This is a genomic window from Bryocella elongata (genome assembly GCF_900108185.1).
GTDB classification, from domain to species: domain Bacteria; phylum Acidobacteriota; class Terriglobia; order Terriglobales; family Acidobacteriaceae; genus Granulicella; species Granulicella elongata.
In genome coordinates this window covers 1541282-1557671 of sequence record NZ_FNVA01000001.1, presented here as the reverse complement: position 1 = coordinate 1557671, position 16390 = coordinate 1541282, and the positions used below count along the sequence as shown (strand labels likewise).

General features: G+C 62.2%; 8 protein-coding genes. 6 read left to right on the top strand and 2 right to left on the bottom strand.

Going from position 1 to position 16390, the window contains the following annotated elements:
* Window positions 1–239 precede the first annotated feature (239 nt).
* The 5 genes from C4S68_RS06005 (at window position 240) to C4S68_RS05985 (ending at window position 11023) form a co-directional block, all read left to right on the top strand.
* Window positions 240–5879: a beta strand repeat-containing protein gene (locus C4S68_RS06005; RefSeq protein ID WP_160115019.1), complete on the top strand. Its 5640-nt coding sequence runs from the start codon at window positions 240–242 to the stop codon at window positions 5877–5879.
* A gap of 35 nt (window positions 5880–5914) precedes the next feature.
* Entirely contained in the window at window positions 5915–7249 is a 1335-nt protein-coding gene (locus tag C4S68_RS06000; protein ID WP_103932012.1) for an NHL repeat-containing protein, read from the top strand.
* A 9-nt stretch (window positions 7250–7258) separates the two neighbouring features.
* Window positions 7259–7441 (top strand): hypothetical protein, encoded by a 183-nt coding sequence (locus C4S68_RS05995; RefSeq protein ID WP_103932011.1) that lies wholly within the window; start codon window positions 7259–7261, stop codon window positions 7439–7441.
* Window positions 7442–7484: 43 nt separating this feature from the next.
* Entirely contained in the window at window positions 7485–9371 is a 1887-nt protein-coding gene (locus C4S68_RS05990; protein ID WP_103932010.1) for an NHL repeat-containing protein, read from the top strand.
* 449 nt (window positions 9372–9820) lie between these two features.
* Window positions 9821–11023 (top strand): serine/threonine-protein kinase, encoded by a 1203-nt coding sequence (locus tag C4S68_RS05985; protein ID WP_103932009.1) that lies wholly within the window; start codon window positions 9821–9823, stop codon window positions 11021–11023.
* A gap of 602 nt (window positions 11024–11625) precedes the next feature.
* Here the strand turns inward: C4S68_RS05985 and C4S68_RS05975 are convergent.
* Both C4S68_RS05975 and C4S68_RS05970 read right to left on the bottom strand, forming a co-directional pair.
* Window positions 11626–13152: an acetyl-CoA hydrolase/transferase C-terminal domain-containing protein gene (locus C4S68_RS05975; protein WP_200821479.1), complete on the bottom strand. Its 1527-nt coding sequence runs from the start codon at window positions 13150–13152 to the stop codon at window positions 11626–11628.
* Window positions 13153–13233: 81 nt separating this feature from the next.
* Window positions 13234–14913 carry a hypothetical protein gene (locus tag C4S68_RS05970; RefSeq protein WP_103932007.1) on the bottom strand — a complete coding sequence of 560 codons (1680 nt, stop codon included), beginning with the start codon at window positions 14911–14913 and terminating at the stop codon, window positions 13234–13236.
* Between the two features lie 137 nt (window positions 14914–15050).
* Here C4S68_RS05970 and aceA point away from each other — a divergent pair, with 137 nt between their 5' ends.
* Entirely contained in the window at window positions 15051–16340 is a 1290-nt protein-coding gene (gene aceA, locus C4S68_RS05965) for an isocitrate lyase (RefSeq protein WP_103932006.1), read from the top strand.
* Window positions 16341–16390: the final 50 nt, after the last annotated feature.

Genomic DNA, 16390 nt, shown 5'->3' with positions numbered 1-16390 from the left:
AAACAAGCTTCCTTAAGGAGGCCACGGGAGAGCCTTGCCTGCGGCAGCCGCAGAAGGTTCTCCCATGTCTCGCGCACGCGCATCGTCGATCGCTCGCTTCACCTGTTGTCTGGTTTCTTCGTCTCCCTGAGGTTCCGATCATGCTCTTCGCTCCACGTGCCTGGAAGTCTTCCCTCCAACTCCTGCAGCGCCGGATCGTCGGATGCGCACTCCGGACACGGGCTGAGCAGCAGGACAGGGTGGATCGTCCGCAGTCCAGAGCACGGCGGACGCTGCTCGCACTGGCGGCAACGCTCGCCATGGCTTTCACTGCGGGGAACGTGGCCCAGGCGCAGACGGTCGTTCAGACGACGCTCGCGAACCTCTACACGGCGCTCGGCACCGCACCCAATGGCGCGGTCATCCAGATTACGACCAGCGGCACGATGGCTTTCTCCGCGATCTCATTTACGAGGAGCCATACGATCGAGAACGTTAGCGGCGGGGCGGTCGTTCTTGTTGGGTCGAATCTGGGAATTATCAATTCGTCTGTCACATGGTCTGGGATCAACTTCCAGGGCGTGACTTCGAGTACGGAGCCAGTTTTCTCCATCGGCGGAAGTAGTGCGAGCCTGACGCTGATCGATTGCTCGATCTACGGCAACAACGATGTGGGCAGCAACGGCGGTACGGGCTCCGGCGCAGCTATCTTCACTGGCGGCGGCACCACGGTCACCCTGATCAACACCACCATCACAGGCAACTCCGCCCCTGGGGGTTTAGGAGGGGGCATCTTAAATGGCGGGAAGCTGACGGTGATCAACAGCACGATCACGGGCAACTCGGCCTCGGGTGCAGGCTCCGGGGGCGGCATCATCAGCAGTGGCACGGTGACGTTAATCAACAGCATCGTCAGCGGCAATACCGCAGGCTCTTACAATGACGTCGATGGCACCTATACCGATGGCGGCGGCAACGTCGTCGGCCAGACGGCCACGCAGATCGGGTTGCAGTCGCTGAACTACTACGCCAACGGCATCACCCAGACGATGCCCCCGGCCACTGGCAGCACGGCGATCGGCGCGGGCGTCTACCAGACCGGCGAGCAGACCACCGACCAGAACGGCACCCTGCGCCCCAACGTCCCCGGCGCGGCCATCGACAGCGGCGCGGTGCAGGTAAGTCCGATCCTGCAGCTGGTCGTCAGCAACGCGACGGACGCCACCGCGACCACACCCAACTGCGTGACGCTGGCCAGCAGCGGCAACTGCTCCCTGCGGGACGCACTGGGGCAGGCCGCCGCGAGCGCGGACACCTTCGCCGAAATCACCTTCGATCCTGCGGTCTTCACGACGGCGCAGACGATCAAGCTGAACAGCGTTCTGGCTGCTTCCAAGAGCCTGTCGATTACAGGCCCCACGGCCCTTGTCACGATCTCGGGGCAAAACTCGACGCCGGTGATGACGGTGGCCTCCGGCAACATCGTCGGGCTCACGGGGCTGACGATCGCCAATGGTCAATCGAGTGGAAACGGCGCGGGCGTGAACAGCGCCGGCACGCTGGTGGTGACCAACAGTACCTTCGCAAACAATGCGAGCAGCGGGATAGGAAACGGCGGCGGCATTTATTCGTCGGGACCTTCGCTGACGGTCATCGGCTCCACGTTCGTCGCGAATACCTCGACCGGCGGTGGCGCCATCTACAGTTCGTCGCCGGCAACGATCTCCAACAGCACCTTCAATGACAACGCTGGAAACTCCGTCGGCGGCGCCATCTTTGCAACGGGCAATACGTTGTCCATCCAGAACAGCACGTTCAACGCCAACTCCGGCACTGCGGGAGGAGCGTTCCGTTTCAACGGCGCCACGCTGACCGTGAACAACAGCATCCTCTCGGGCGACACAGGATCAACCGCCGCGGAGTGCTACGCCCCTTCGGCAACCTGCCCCACGAACGGAAGCAACGGCAACGTGGTGGGCGTGGCTGCAAAGCTCGCCAATCTTCTTTGGTATGGCGGTCCCACGGAGACCATGCCTCCGCTGGCCGGCAGCCCAGCCTTGAACGCAGGAACGTACGTCTCCGGCGAAGCGACCACCGATCAACGCGGTGCCGCGCGGCCGGCCTCCGGCACGATCGACGCGGGAGCCGTCCAGGTGACGGGTGACGCTCCGATGGTCGGGCGCGTGATTTACAACACGGGCCCAACCACAGGCGGGACATCTGTTGCCGTCTCGGGAACCGGCCTCGATGCTGGCACCCTCACGGCGTTGAACCTCGGTGGGAACTCGTACACCGCAGGAACTGGCAGTGGGACCTACGCCGTGGTCGCCGCGACCAGCACATCTCCCGCAGAGCTTTCGACGACGACCGTCGCAGGAAGCGCCGGCACCACCGATACGACGGTCACGTACACGGCAGGAACGGGATACGCTGCAGGCACAAGCCCGGCCAGCTTCGAGGATGAGTTCACCTACTACGTCCCGGTGGCGATCTCTCCGGCCGCCGGGACCCTGTCGCTGACGAAGGGTGCGAGCTACTCCCAGGCCTTCACCGTCGCGGGAGGCTCCGGCAGCTATACCTACAGCCACACGGGCACGCTGCCCACCGGCGTGACGTTGAGTCTTGCCTCGGGAGGCAATGGCTGGGTGCTCAGCGGCACGCCCACCGTTACCGGCCCCTTCAGTCTCGGACTCACGGCTACAGACGCCGCAAACGTTGCCTTGTCCGACACGGAGAACTACACGATCAGTGTGGCTGCGTCGTCATCGCCAGCCACGCACTTCGCGGTCACGGCTACATCTTCGCAAACCGCGGGCAGCGCGTTCACCTATACCGTCACTGCTGAGACGGCCGCAAACGCGACGGCGACGAGCTACAGCGGCACCGTGCAATTTACGAGCTCGGATTCCAATGCAGTGCTGCCGGCCAACGCCACGCTGACGAATGGTGTTGGCACCTTCAACGCAACGCTGAAGACCTCAGGCTCGCAGAGCCTTACGGCGACCGACACGGTGACCTCATCGATCACCGGTTCGACGTCCTTCTCCGTGACCTCAGGCGCGCCGGCCTCTCTTGTCGTCGTGAGTTTGAACAACCCTGTGCCCTACTGGACCGGGTCGAGCTTCGTTGTGACAGCCTACGATGCCTTCGGCAATGTCGCCACTACGGACAATGATGCTTTGACGATGACGAGCCCAGCGACGCACTTCGGGGCCCCGGCGCCATTCGTGCTCAACCAGGGAACGGTGGAGCAGAATCTTGCCATAGGAAATTCCGGCCAGCAGACGGTGACGGCGACCGATGCCGCGACGGGTCTCTCGGGATCCGTCATCGTCACCGTGGCACAGGGCTGGGCGCAGAATTTCTCGGTCTCCGCACCTGCGTCAACCTACCTCGGCCAGACCACCCCGTACACGGTAGTGGCCCTGAACCTCTTCAACGACCCGACCACGGCTTACAGCGGCACGGTGCACTTCACGAGCAGCGACGGCTCGGCCACGCTGCCTGCCGACGCGACGATCACCAACGGCACGGGGACCTTCACGGCAGCGCTGGGCACCGTTGGTTCGCAGACCATTTCTGCTACCGACACGGTGACGAGTTCCATCACCGGTACGTCGGGCAGCATCGCGGTCTCCATTCCGAACCTCGTCGTGAACACCACGGCCGATCACGCTGCTACAGCCTCCAACTGCACGCCGCAGACGTCGTCCGGAACCAACAGCACCGATACAGCCTGCGCTCTGCGCGACGCCATCGCCTACGCGCAGAGCAACGGCTACAGCTCCACCATCACAGGCTCGGGCAACATTACCTTTGACTCCACGGTCTTCAACGCAGCGAAGGCGATCAATCTGCTGTCCAGCCTGAGCACGCTGCAACTGGGCTCGAATACCACCATCACGGGAGCAACCACCGGCACCGGCGGAGGCGTCACGAATCTGGTCACGGTCAACGGCAACAACAACGCCGGCAATACCGTCTTCACGATTCCCAGCAACATCCTCAACGTCGCTCTCAACAACCTGACGATCACGGGCGGCAACACGACGCTGAATGGCAGCGGCATCGCCAATAGTGGGTCGCTCACGCTCTCCAACAGCACGGTGACGGGCAACAATGTCACCGTCTCCAGTGGCGCGAAGGGTGCAGGCATCTACAACACGGGCACCCTCACCTTGATCAACAGCACGGTCTCGGGCAACACCATCACCGGAGGCGGCAACGGCGCTGGCATCTGGACCAGCGGGCCCCTGGTGGTGGAGAACAGCACAGTCGCGGGCAACAGGATCAGCGCGAACGGCAACGGCGCCGGCGTCTACGGCAACGCGCTGGTGGCGATCAATGACAGTACGATCTCCGGCAACACGATCGGCGGCTCTGGCTCCGGCGCGGGAATCTTCAGCGCCTCTCAGCTGAATCTGGGCAACACCATCGTGGCCGGCAACAGCGCACAGGGTGACTCCGAAGTCGCTGGCGCCTACACGAACCAGGGTGGCAACCAGATCGGCACTGCCGTTACGCTTGCCCCGCTCGGGAACTACGGCGGCCCGACGAGGACCATGCTGCCGCTGCCAGGCAGCACCGCGATCTGCTCGGGGTCCAGCGGTCAGGTCCCAGGCGGGATCTCTGGCGACCAGCGTGGTGATGTCTTCAATCCGCTCTGTACTTCAGGGGCCGTGGACGCTGGGGCAGTTCAGACGAACTATGCTCTGGCGTTTTCAACTCAACCGAGCTCTGTCAATGCAGGCTCAGCAATGGCGCCTGCGCCCGTGGTTACCGTCACGGAGAGTGGCGTGACCCTGTCGGCAGGCTCTCCGAGCGTGAGCGTGACCGACGCCGCGAACGACCTCAGCACCACGCCAGCGACGGCCTCCGCGAGCCAGGGTGTCGCGACTTTCAGCAATCTCATCTTCACCCGCGGAGCCGCTGCCAACACGCTCACCGCGACAGTACCACTGACGAACTCCATCCATCTGACCGCGCAAAGCAACAGCTTCAACGTGACCATTCCGGTGACGGTGACGGCGAACTTCCTCGGCGCCGCCACAACGCTCGCGCAAGGTGCGAGCACCGGCTTCGCGGTAGGTATTGCAAATACCAATGGAAGTCCTGTCAGTGCAGTCGTGGTGAATGTGACCTTGCCGTCAGGACTCCAGGTGGTCGCCAACAGCATGACGCAGTCTTGCGCGGCGACCGTGAGCTACTCTCCATCGAGCACGGCCATCGCGATCAGCGGAGTGGCGCTTGCCACCGGCGGAAGCTGCGAAGTCTATGTGACGTTGGCTGCGACGGCCTCCGGCACGCAGACCGTCTCTGCAGCTGCCACTGTGGCGGGCACGGTCTTGCCGGCAGTCGCCGCCTCGGTGGCCGTCAGCGCAGCCACTCCGAGCGTCTTCATCCTCAATGCCGACTCGACGCTGTTGAGCCTTAGCGACAGCGCTGTATCCGCCGGAACATTTGGCACCAGCTCCGGCTCTGCGACAGCGCTGGGGCTCGCTGTGGACAGCTCCGGTGACCTGTGGGGTGTATTGAGTTCCAACATCATCATTGCGAGGACGAAGGCCGGCGTGACGCTCCCCGTCGCCGGAGCGAGTCTTGCGGGACTTTACCTGCCGACCGCGCTGGCCATCGACGGCTCCGGCCGCGTATGGATCGCCAACGGCAACAGCACGTTGTCGGTGCTCAACAACGATGGCTCTGCGGCGACCGGGCAGACGCCAGTAGCTTCAGCGGCGGCGATCAGCACGCCGGCAAGCCTCACGATCGATAGTGCTGGCAGTGTATGGATCGCCAATCAAGGCAGCAACACGGTGACGGAGGTCATCGGAGCGGCAACGCCGGTGGTGGCTCCGCTGGCCAACGCGGTGAGCAGCGCCACCGTGGGAGCACGGCCATGAGGCTTCAACAAGAGATCGCGATGAGGAGCAGCAGCATGTTCAACACACAATGCATGAAGCAGGCGGCGGCAGCCGGAGCAACCTTGCTCTGCCTGGCGCTCACAGGCTGCGGCGGGCTGCTGTCGTCGGCAGGCACAGCCACCGGCACCACGGCCATCACCGGCGCGAAGCTGAAGGGCTCGGTCCATGGCGGACAGCAGCCAATCTCTGGAGCGGCGATTCATCTCTACGCTGCCGGCGTTACAGGCTATGGCGCTGCGGCGACCGACCTGCTCAACGTCACCGTGACGACGGCTTCGGATGGCTCCTTCAACTTCCCGTCCAGCGCCTACAGCTGCATCGCTGGGCAGCAGCTCTGGATCGTCGCCATCGGTGGCCAGCCCGGTGGCGTTGCAGGGGTGAACACCGGCGCTGCGAACATGGCGGCCCTTGGCGATTGTGCCTCCATCAACGACAGCACCTTCGTCGACCTGAATGAAGTGACGACGGTGGGCAGCGTCTTCGCTCTAGCGCCCTTCATGTCGAACTACTCCTCGGTCGGAGCCAGCGCCACGAATGCAGCGGGACTCGCGCGTGCGTTCGCGTCGGTCAACAAGCTTGTGAACGTGGCCACCGGTGCAGCAGTGGGCTCCGCATTGCCCGCCGGCGCTACGGGACCAACCGCCGAGATCAATACGCTGGCCGATGCCTTGTCCTACTGCATCAACTCGACGGGCGGTCACGCCGGCGATAGTGGAACAGCCTGCGGCAATCTGTATACGTGGGCGACGCCATCGGGTGGCTCTGCCCCGACCAACACCATCGACGCTGCTCTCAACATCGCGCACTATCCCACGCAGCGCGTCTCAAACTTTTTTAACTCCGTGCATACCGGGGCGCCGTTCTCGCCGCGCCTCACCACCGCACCGTCCGACTGGACGATGGCGATCACCTACGCTCCCACTGGGATCTCCGCGCCGAAGTCCACGACCGTCGACGGCAGTGGCAATGTCTGGATCGCCAACTCCGGCAACAACACCGTCACCGTGCTCTCACAGCAGGGAAGCGTCGTGTCGAGCCTGAGCGGCAACGGCCTCTCCGCGCCTGCATCGATTGCGATTGACGGCAGCGGCAACGCCTGGGTGACCAACCTGGGAGGCTCGAGCGTCTCCACCTTCACGTCCTCCGGTGGCGTGTACGGCAGTTCGCCCTTCACGGGCTCCGGCATGCTCAATCATCCCGGCTCCATCGCCATCGACCCCGCCGGTCAGATATGGATCGGCAACACTGGCAACCAAAGCCTCAACGTCCTGAACAGCAGCGGAGCTCTGATGACCACAGTCTCCACCGGCGTCACCGCACCGACCGCTATCGCGATCGATCCGAAGTAAAGGGAACCCATGAAGAACAAGCGCATGCTGCAACTCTGCGTCATCGTCCTGCTGGCGGGCATGGCGACCCGCGCGCACGCCATCGGAGGTTGCGATGAGTCCCCCGAACTCCCCACGGATGTGCTCTTCAGCTTCGCCGTCGCTGCCTTTGGGGGAGTGGAGCTGTTGCGGCGGAGAAGCAGCCGCAAGTGAGCGTCACCGCAGAGTGTGGCCTCGAGGAAGTCGCCGCCCGAGCATGCTGACGCATCAGGAACAGGCAGAACATACGTGGCGTCACCTGGCCTCGCCCGACCTGTGGCTGCGTCTCGCGGCCTCGGTCGCTATGGTGGTCATGCTCGGCTGCGCAGGGACCATCTCCACGACGACCAGCACCGTCACGACCGTTACCCCTCAAGGGGCCGTCCTCCAGGGCCATGTGCATGCCGGCCAGCAGCCCGTTGCGGGAGCAACGATCTCGCTCTACGCCGCCAGCACCAGCGGATACAAGGCGAGCTCTGTAAGTCTGCTCACGCAGTCCGTGACCACGGCGGCCGATGGCGGCTTCAGCACGACGTCCTACACCTGCACCAGCGGGCAGCAGCTCTATCTGGTGGCGTCGGGTGGCAATCCAGGGCAGGGCGTCAATAGCAGCCTCGCGCTGATGGCGGTGCTAGGCGACTGCGCGAACCTCGGCACGGGTGCGTCCGTCACCCTCAATGAACTCACCACCCTTGCGAGTGTCTACGCTCTGGCGCAGTTCATGGGGAGCTCGACCGCGCTGGGCGCCAGCGCTACGAATGCCATGGGACTCGCCCATGCGATGGAGCTTGCGCAGGCCCTCGTAAATACGTCCTCCGGAGCAGCGCCTGGAACCACCCTGCCTGCGACGGTGACGTTGCCCGCCGCGAAGCTGAACACGCTCGCGGATGTTCTGGCGGCTTGCACCGCCACAAAGGGCGGTATCGCGAACGATGGCTCGACGTGCGGTACGCTCTTTGCGCTCGCACCCTCCAGCAGCGGTTCCGCACCCTCCAACACCATCGATGCCGCTCTCAACATCGCGCATCAACCCGCGAAGAACGTCGCACGGCTCGACGCACTCGCAGGCTCGTCGACTGCCTTCACGCCGCGGCTCAGCAGCGCTCCGCCGGACTGGACGATGGCCCTCACCTGCAGTGGCGGCGGGCTAAACAACCCCAGCGCGGTCGCAATCGACTCCACAGGCAGTGCATGGGTGGCTAACGTCGCCGGTGCTGCGACCAAGCTTTCACCTCTCGGGGAGCCAGCAGCAGGAAACGGATTTGCCGACGCGAGTCTCTACGAGTCGTACGGTGTTGCGATCGACGCGCAGGACAACGCGTGGATCACCAATACGGAGTCCCAGAGCGGAGTCAACGGCGGAGACGGCAGCGTTACCAAGCTGAACTCCGCCGGGCAGGTACTCTCCGGCACGGGCTATGTCGACGGAGGCATCTACTTTCCCGCCGCCATCGCGGTCACGCCTGCGGGGAAGCTGTGGGTCGCTGACTACGGACAGGCCTCCGCGACGTTGCTGAACGCAGACGGCACATCTGCCGCTGGGACTGCCGCCTACGTCTCGGCAAGTTTGCCCTATCCTGTCGCTGTAGCAGCTGATGCCGCTGGTGACGCATGGTTCGCCGCCTACGGGGCCGCGGTCCATGTCACCGCCGGCGGTTCGGTGACACCCTATGCCTGCTGCCACGATGCTCCTTCGGGCATCGCACTCGATCCCTCGGGCAACGTGTGGATCACCGACTACGATGCCTCCTCACTGCTCGAGATGAATGCAGGCGGCACGATCCTGCAGACCCTCACAGGCTCCGGCGGCCTGGCGTTTCCGCAGTCCCTCGCCATCGATGGCGCAGGCAACGTGTGGGTGACGAACTTCCAGAGCCGCACCCTCAGCGGCTTCTCCGCTTCCAGCGCCGGCAGCCTCAGCACGGCACTCGCAACGGCAACCGGCTTCGGCAGCGATGCTGGACTAGCCCAGCCAGCCGGCGTCGCCATTGATGGCGAGGGGAATGTTTGGGTCACTAACTCCTCCGCAGGCAGCGTTAGTCTCTTCATCGGTCTTGCAGCCCCCCTGCGCACGCCAATCCTGGGATTGCCCAGGACGCCGTAGCTGATAGCGCCAGTCGAATGATCGATCCGTGCCGCGCGGGTGGTGCGCAAGACCACAAGCTCGACGTTGCGCCAGACCGCGCTTCTGCTGCGAATACTCCGCGGTTGTACGGCGACGGTCCGGGCTTACAGGTTGCCCAAAGCGAAGTCGTGCAAGATAACGGTGTCCAGGCTGAAGATAGCCATCTGGCGTTGCCGGAAACGCGCCCTAGGGGATTCTCCGTTGTTGAAAGGCACGCTTGTCCACATATGACACACGCGGCAGCTTAGGCTGAGGTCATAGGTTGTCGATCTTGCGTTCTTCGCATCATCGAGGAAGCTTCCGATACTCGCACAAGAACCCAATGTGACAGGCTCACAACACTCTAGGTCACGTCATTGCCAAGGCGTGGCTGAAGATGCAGCTTTCATCGCGGCCGTCCACGCTGGCCGCGCATCCCAGGTGAGTCTATGGACAGTCAACGATGGCAGCGCATCCAGCACGCCTTCTTCTCGGCGCTTGATCTACCGGAAGACGAACGCGAAGCCGCAATCCGCGACCAAGCCGGCGACGATAAGGAATTTATACGCGAGGTGCTGGCTCTCCTGGCGAATGACAGCGAGCCGCACATCATCGTCGATCATGGCATCGCGGCGATCGCCGTCACCATGCTGGGAGCTGCTCAAGAAGAATTCGCCTCGATGGAGTTCGGGCCCTACGAACTCAGGGATTTTCTGGGCGAGGGTGGGATGGGGATCGTCTATCTTGCCCGGCACCGAGGAAACGGCAAGATCGTTGCCATCAAGATTCTTCTCGATGCCCGGCTTTCGCCTGCCCGTTATGCTCGATTCGTCCGCGAGCAACGTATGCTGGCGAGTCTCAACCATCGCAATATCGCCCAGCTGTTTCATTCCGATGTGCTTTCGGACGAGACTCCCTGGTTCGCCATGGAGTTAATCGGATCTCTATCCGAGGAGAGCGGCGTTGCGACGAAGGCTCTTCCGATCGACGAGTTCTGTCGCGAGCATCATTGCACTCTCGATGATCGGTTGCGGCTGATGAGGTCCGTCTGCGACGGCGTGCAGCATGTGCACAGCACCATGCTGGTTCATCGTGATCTCAAGCCTTCGAACATCCTGGTCACGGAGGACGGAACACCGAAGTTGATCGATTTCGGTATCGGCAAGGAACAGGAAGACGAGGACGCGAGCGCGAAGCGCACAGAACCAGGCCTGCGTTTGATGACGCTGGCTTACGCCGCGCCGGAACAGGTTCGCGGAGCTCCAGCCCTTCCTGCAACGGGCATCTACTCGCTCGGGGTTGTGCTCTATGAACTGATTGCGGGTTGTCAGCGTCGCCATTCAGCGATGGTGTCGGAGCCCTCTTTTCCGTCAGCGTCGACGACGAAGCACCCAGACTGCACGCCCGTCGCGACGCCCCAGTTGCATCCGGGGTTTTGCCTCGCCCAAGAGGAGAGCTCAGTCCTGTCGGTAATAGCCTTTGTCGACCAGCCCTTTAGGGTTGGCGTCTTGCCCCTTTTTCTTGAGGGAACGGAGCCTCATCCCACGATTGAGCAGGTCCAACGTTTGGGAGTGAATCGGGAGTTGTGCCTTCACAGGCTTGGTTGCTTCGCGCATCGATCACCTCCGTTGGAAGCTTTCGATTGCCGTTGAGCGGGGCGGAGACCTTCGGAGAGAAGGCGTTGGATCTCGGAGACGGGGATCAGCACGCGGTGACCCAGCTTGACGCTGGCACACTTGCCGAGGTCGGCCCATTCGCGCCAAGTCCAATCACTGATGCCGGTGATGTCCTTGGCTTCCTTGAAGGAGACGAACTCACGGACAATGCCATGAGTCTCGCCCATAGTCAGTTGGATTGTCTCGATCGTTCCGTCCCACGGGGCATTCTTTCCTGTAGGAATAGGGGTATTGGTAGCTCGCCTCATAAGCGCCACTTGAACCAATAGCTTATGCCAACTAACGGCTGCTAACAGACTGCTATGAGTCAGTGGTACGAAGCACCTGCGAAGGCGCTTGGCATGTTGAACTGAAGAGAACCACTGCCTCTCAAGCGTGCTCAAGAGGCAAGCCCGGACATCAGCCTCGGTGGTTGAACCTCACCAGGGGCGGACGTGCGGCATGGCACAGCGGCGCCTCTGATCGGTCACACGAAGCCCACGGGCTGAGGCCCGGCTGGCGTACGCGACTCCGAAGAGGCGGTGGTCAGAACTCCAGCTATATAGGTTCCGAAACCTGGATGAAATTGCGCAGGGGAGCTAACGGAAACTGCGAACTCCCGGTTGGTGGCTTCGTCGTTCACCATCGCATCGACCCCGTCTCCCTTGCGGCCTGATGCCAGGCGAATGCGCGCTCCAGCACGTGTGGCGTTTGCCCTCCACGCGCCTTCGCTTGTTCCAGATAGCCGTAAAGCGGGTCGCGGTAGCTTGGGTGCGCGCAGTTTTCGATGATGAGTGGCGCTCGCTCGCGGGGTGCGAGGCCCGCAGATCGGCGATGCCTTGCTCGGTGACCAGCACGTCCACGTCGTGCTCATTCGTGTCGACGTGCGGTACCATGGGCACCATGCTCGAGATGTCGCCATCCTTTGCTATCGACTTGGTCACGAAGATAGCGAGGCGGCCGTTGCGCGCGAAGTCACCGGAGCCTCCGATGCCGTTCATCATGTGCGTCCCATTCACGTGCGTGGAGTTCACGTTTCCGTAGATGTTAGCTTCGAGTGCGGTGTTGATGCCGATGACGCCCAGGCGGCGGATGACCTCGGCGGCGTTGCTGACGTCCTGCGGACGCAGCACTACGTGCTTGCGATAGCGCTCCAGGTTGTCCATCACCTTGCGATACCAGAGGCCCGATACAGTGATGGAGCTGGTCGACGCTACGAGCAGCTTTCCCGCGTCGATGAGTTCGAAGGCGCTGTCCTGCAGCACCTCGGAGTACATCGTCAAGCCCTCGAACGGGCTGTCGAGGAATCCGGAGAGCACAGCATTCGCGACCGCTCCGATGCCGGCCTGAAGCGGCATCAGAGAGTTCGTAAGCCGGCCCTGCTTGACCTCGTCGAGGAAGAACTTCGTGAGGTGCTGGCTGATGAGGCGCGTATCGACATCCGGAGCCTCGATCTTCGCGGGGCTGTCCGGATGGTTGGTCGAGACGATGGCGACGATCTTCGAAGGATCGACCGGGATGGCGATGGCGCCGATGCGATCTCCGGGATGACGGATCGCAATGGGTCCGCGATCCGATTCCGAGCCGACCTGGTAGAGGTCGTGCAGGCCCTCAAGCTCTGCGGGGACCGCATGATTGATCTCTACGATGATCTTTTTCGCCTGCTGCGCAAAGATCATTGAGTTGCCGACCGAGGTTGTGGGGACGATGTGGCCCTGCTCGGTGATGGCTACTGCCTCGAGGACTGCGATGTCTACCGGGGGAAGGCTGCCAGAACGAAGCTGTTCTGCTGTCTCACCTAGATGCTGATCGACGAACATGACTTCGCCGGCGTTGATCTTGCGGCGTAGCGTGGTGTCTACCTGGAACGGGAGGCGCCTTGTGAGGATCCCCGATTCAGCTAAGACCTTATCGGTGTCGTAGCCGAGGGACGCGCCGGTCAGGAGCGTGATGCGGATCGGCTCAGTGGAGAGGCGATTCGCCAGCGCATGGAGGACACGCTTGGCATCGCCGGCACGCGTGAAGCCGCTCATTCCAACTCTCATCCCATCCTGGATGTGAAGAGAAGCCTCTTCAGCGGAAACCACACGCTTCGCCAGCGGGGCATAACGGATACGTTCGCTCATTGTTCCTGGACCATCAACTTTCTTTCGATCATCGGTATGCTTCCGTTGGTGCTTCAATACGGGCTGAGCTCTATTGAGCCCTCAGCTTTTCAGCAGGAGCCGTCGGACCTTCTTGGGCGATGTGGATAGAAGTCGCGCCACTCGCAGTACGCGTTTCTGTTCCTGCATCCATAGCTGGGTTACGAGAAGCTGTGAGAAGTCATGGAGTATCGCCTGGAGACTGTTGCCCTCATACGCTTTGAGGAGCCATGGCGCCAAAGAGCTCTCTCCGGCTTGGCTTGCAAACAGTTTTTCCTTGAGAGCATTGACCTCCTCGATGACGTAGTCGGCTTCGCCGGGCGCAAGCAGGTCGGTGGCGGCGGCGATACAGTCACGCAACTGGTCGTAGTCATGGAAGAAGTTGTTGGCTGCCACTGCGCCCAGCGCGAGTTGCGCATGCAGCAGGAGTCTTCTGCTTTGCATGCGCTGGGCGATCGAGATGGCTTCGAGGCACTTTCTTTTGGCCCGCTCAGCCCGCTCTGGAAACTCATCCGGAGAGCCAATGGCTTCTTCGACGTACGCGTTCTCGATCAGAGCCTGAAGCGTGATGGCACGTGCCATCAGCAGGTTACTCTTGGTGCTCACTGCGGTTCGGAGCGCTTCCGAAGCGTCGGCGTCCGCGATCTGGAGCTCACCTTCATCGAGATGAAGATGGCCTGATGTGAGCACCGCGGTGGCGTAGTTGAGCGGATGGCCATGCTGTTCCGTGATGGCCTTGGCTCTCGCGAGATCTTCCACGGCGCTCTCATAGAGCTTCTTCTGCTTGCGATAAAGAGGCTGCTGCGATCCACTGCGGCTGGCCCCGGTTGCGGCGCGCTGCCTGGCTGCTGCGTTGATCTGCTTCCGTAGTTGCAACGCGACCAGCCGCTTGACGAAAGCGAGATTGGTGAGGGCGCGGGCCAGATTCGCGTGGTTCGGATCCTTGTTTTCGTACCAGGCAATGGCCTGGCGAAAGTGCTGCAGCGACCTTGTATAGTCGCCTCTGCGACGTACCATGCGGCCTCGCGCCGATTCGATGTTGGCGCGTGCGACCCAGTGGTCGCTGTGCGCGAGAACCTTCTCGGCCTCGTCGTATAGGGCTGTGGCAGCTTCCTCCTCGCCAAGTTGGAAGGCCGCCCAGGCCTCCTGTATCTGGATCACCGCGATGTACACCTGCGAATCAGGACGTTTCGCTGCCAACTTGCGTGCGGTCCTGAGATCCTTGATGGCCTCCGGATATTCGGCCTTGCGGCGATGGGTTCTCCCTTTCCAGAAGTACGCTACGCTGCGTGCCTCGGATCCAAGCAATTCGGTGTCGAGGCGGAGGACGGTGTCGAGGATCTCGAGGGTACGGTCCAGATCCTCAGCCGCCAGCGAGACGAAGGCCTCGACGAGCCGGAGGCGAAGGAAGCCGACGACGTCGAGATGCCGCCGCGTTTCAAGATCGACCTTGTCGAGGATGCCCTGGATGAGGCTCGCATCGCGATAGCCCGCATCGATCCATTGCGCCAGGACAAAAAGCACCTCTGTTCCATGTGGTCTCAGGAGATCGAGATCATCCCATAGCATCTGCTGCGCATCGAGATAGGCGCAGCCTTCGGTGATGCAACGCTTGCGAAGGAAATCCTCGGCGATGTGAAGGAAGTCCCGCGTGAGCTCCCCGGATGGCGCGCTTTTGTCGTGTTGCAGTGAGACCTTGGAAAGAGCTTCGTGTTGCGGCTTGGCCGATCGATGCATGGTCATCAGCTTCTCATCTCGCTTAGCGCACAGGGTCGAACTGACAGGTAGGTCAATGTGATCCACCCTTGCTTGCTGAAGATTCTTGCGTCCGCTGTACTGGGTATGTCAAGCAGCGTTTCGCTTGAACCCGAGGAGAGACCATGAGCCAGCAGGAAGAGATCAGGAAGATTGAACAGGAGTGGAGCACCGCCCGGTTCTCCGGTGTCGAACGTCCTTACACCGCGGAAGATGTCTACAAGCTGCGCGGAACGGTCCATGTTGAACACAGCCTTGCGCGGCGAGGCGCGGAGAAGCTCTGGAATCTGGTGAACGGTCCGCAGCATGTTGCGGCCCTTGGTGCTCTCACCGGCAACCAGGCAGTGCAGATGGCAGATGCTGGTCTGAAGGCGATCTATCTCAGTGGCTGGCAGGTCGCCGCCGACGCCAACACTTCGAACCAGATGTACCCGGACCAGAGTCTGTATCCGGTCAACAGCGTGCCGCAGGTCGTGCGGGCCATCAACAACGCGCTGCTGCGGGCTGACCAGATCGCACACAGCGAGGGCATCGCAGACAAGGACTGGATGCTGCCAATCGTCGCTGACGCTGAGGCTGGATTCGGTGGTTCCCTCAATGCGTTCGAGTTGATGAAGTCGATGATCGAGGTTGGCGCGGCGGGCGTTCACTTTGAGGATCAGCTCTCCTCGGCAAAGAAGTGCGGGCACATGGGCGGCAAGGTGCTGGTGCCCACACGCGAGGCGGTACAGAAGCTCATCGCCGCGCGTCTTGCGGCGGATGTATTGGGTGTCCCGACCTTGCTGGTGGCACGCACCGATGCCAACGGCGCCAAGCTGCTGACGAGCGACTGCGATCCTGTGGACCAGCCCTTCGTTACCGGCGAAAAGACTATTGAGGGATTCAGCTGTCTCACTGGGGGGCTCGATGTGGCGATTGCGCGTGGCCTTGCGTATGCGCCGTACTGCGACCTTATCTGGTGTGAGACGTCGGAGCCCAACATGGAAGAGGCCGCGCGGTTTGCGCGGGCGATTCACGAGGTCTATCCCGGCAAGCTGCTGGCGTATAACTGCTCGCCGTCGTTCAACTGGAAGCAGAAGCTGAACGATCAGGAGATGGCTGAGTTCCAACTTCGTCTGCGCGATATGGGCTACAAGTTCCAGTTCGTGACGCTGGCCGGCTTCCATGCGCTCAACCTCTCGATGTTCGAACTGGCGCGGGCGTACAGCAAAGACGGCATGCTGGCCTACTCCGGACTCCAGCAGCGTGAGTTTGCGCTTGCGCCCCAGGGCTATGGCGCCGTGCGGCACCAGCGCTTTGTAGGCACGGGATACTTCGATCGTGTCTCGACGGTCATCTCCAGTGGTCAGACCTCGACCAATGCGCTCGCTGGCTCTACAGAAGAGGAACAGTTCGACGCTGCGTTCGCTCACTAGCGCCAGTAGTTTTCTACTTTGTCCCACTTCGAGGGCGGATGCGCACGCCG